Genomic DNA, 1888 nt, shown 5'->3' with positions numbered 1-1888 from the left:
ATTGGAAGCCTGCCATGACGCAGTTTATGATCATGTACGGTGACCGAGTATCGTTATGATAAACAGCCACTTACACAGAAGATTTTATAGTCTCTGATTTGTTGGGCTTTTTTCTCTTTATGCGTTTCATTAATTTCTCTGCATCACCACCGCCAGTATCTCCAGTAACACTTTCAAAATGATCTATATATTTATATGCTTTATCTACCACATCACCATCTCCGAGCACTTTAGCCGCGAGCGCCGTAGTTATTAGCCCTCTATAAGCATAATCCCAATAGTTGTAGACGAATTCGCTTTGCCTATATGTACCTGGCATGCCTGACAAGTGATATTTTAGAGGATCGCCGCCAACCATTTCACAGATATGGCACGACGCACCATGCACATAACCACTGTAAGCCTGACTAATAGTTCTTGATAATTCTTGGCTGTCGTGTGGATTGAGTCCACTCTTTCCAGAGCTTGCAATAATGGCACGGATTTTCTTTCTTGGAATAGTTTCTCTTTTTTGCGTAGAAAAAATAGCATTATCTGGGTTATCAAATTCTTCTTGAAAGAAATGCTCAAGATACTTTATATGTGTGTCGGTGATATCAATATCGCCAACTATAGGTAATGCAAGAAAGCCAATATCTTCGTGGAACTCATCTAAGGTTCTAAACAGAGCACCTAGTTCTTGAGTATAACCAGCCTCTAATAGTAATAAGGAAGCATTAAGCCCACTAACGTATCGCGCAAGCTTTTGTATTATCGCAATTTCAAGGCAATGGATGTTATACCTTAAAGCGACATGACTACCAAGCTGAGTTGGAATAGGTGGTGGTATTGGGGCTTCAAGTTCATGAAAGCACTCAACTAAAAAATCATTTGTTTCTTGGTAAATACTCATAACTTCCCTGAGAGCCTAACGCCGCGCTCTGCGGCAAATTTGGAGCGCAGCGGAAAATTTGTCCGGCAGCAGAGCCATGTTACATTCAGTCAACGGATGTTTCTTTCTGCTCGGTAAGTTCCTTTTTGAGAACCGGAGAGAACATAACGACTTTGTTCAAAATAGCCCCACCAATCTCTGATATGTCTTTTGAGCTTTTAGCTATTTTGAACTTAACAAGTTCTGCCCCGATCTCGTCAAACGCATCATCTGCTGCATTCCCTTCTGGAGCGGAAAAATAGTCTCTTAGCGATTTGAGTTTATGAATGAACTCCAGTGCCACTTCAGCATCAGCGCTATGCTTGATACCGGTAAGACTTGATGGCTTTGCTGATCCATACTTCAAAAATGTTCGCTTCGTAGACTCTATATGAACCTGCAACTCGGAAAGTTCTGAGGTTCTCCGATGATTGATTAGCTGTTCTTTAATCCGACCAGCGAGCGCGGCTGCCGACTGTGATATTCCTGCCTGCTTCCATGCGACCCTTGCACCATAAAAGGAAGCCAGCGTACCAACAACACTTAGTACTGCCATTGCGACTTCCATCTAAGCCTCCATAACTGAGGAGATCTGATCCTCTGTCAGGTCGAATTCATATTGCTTCCAAACGGAGAGCATTCTTTTGTATTTATCCAGCATAGGGCAATGACTGTTAAAGTACGGATGTTCCTTCCCATATGTCAGCTCGTCAAACCTTTCAAGATCGATTACAAAATACTGAACATAGCCCATTAGAGCTGTTTCGTTGTTGCCATCAAAACCTCGAAATTTTAGTTTTTCTGGAAGCTCTTCGCCCTCATGTAGCCTTTGCCATGAAAAAGTAATCGATCTGTACATATCAAGAATATCAAGAACTTCCTTTGTAGTGGTCAAGTAAAATTGGCCACGGTTTTATAGTAAAGCCAGTATCTTTTCTCTGACTCATTTGGTGTTAAACCGCCGTTATACTGATGCGG

3 protein-coding genes are annotated in these 1888 nt (G+C 41.9%); all 3 read right to left on the bottom strand.

Features of this window, described 5'->3' with window-relative positions:
• Positions 1-70: 70 nt before the first annotated feature.
• The 3 genes from H141_RS0119510 to H141_RS0119500 all read right to left on the bottom strand — a co-directional run bounded on the left by H141_RS0119510 (position 71) and on the right by H141_RS0119500 (position 1805).
• Positions 71-892 carry a hypothetical protein gene (locus H141_RS0119510; RefSeq protein ID WP_019677948.1) on the bottom strand — a complete coding sequence of 274 codons (822 nt, stop codon included), beginning with the start codon at positions 890-892 and terminating at the stop codon, positions 71-73.
• A gap of 85 nt (positions 893-977) precedes the next feature.
• Positions 978-1478: a hypothetical protein gene (locus H141_RS0119505; RefSeq protein ID WP_019677947.1), complete on the bottom strand. Its 501-nt coding sequence runs from the start codon at positions 1476-1478 to the stop codon at positions 978-980.
• Positions 1479-1805 (bottom strand): YfbU family protein, encoded by a 327-nt coding sequence (locus H141_RS0119500; RefSeq protein WP_169337194.1) that lies wholly within the window; start codon positions 1803-1805, stop codon positions 1479-1481.
• Between the last annotated feature and the right edge of the window lie 83 nt (positions 1806-1888).

The sequence above is a fragment of the Arsukibacterium perlucidum DSM 18276 genome, from assembly GCF_000382165.1.
GTDB classification, from domain to species: domain Bacteria; phylum Pseudomonadota; class Gammaproteobacteria; order Enterobacterales; family Alteromonadaceae; genus Alishewanella; species Alishewanella perlucidum.
The sequence above is the reverse complement of the archived record's forward strand: the minus strand, read 5'-3'. Positions and strand labels throughout refer to the sequence as shown.

Bases quoted from the DNA above. Each gene is read 5' to 3' on its own strand.
- H141_RS0119510 (WP_019677948.1), bottom strand. From the start codon at position 892: ATGAGTATTTACCAAGAAACAAATGATTTTTTAGTTGAGTGCTTTCAT.
- H141_RS0119505 (WP_019677947.1), bottom strand. From the start codon at position 1,478: ATGGAAGTCGCAATGGCAGTACTAAGTGTTGTTGGTACGCTGGCTTCC.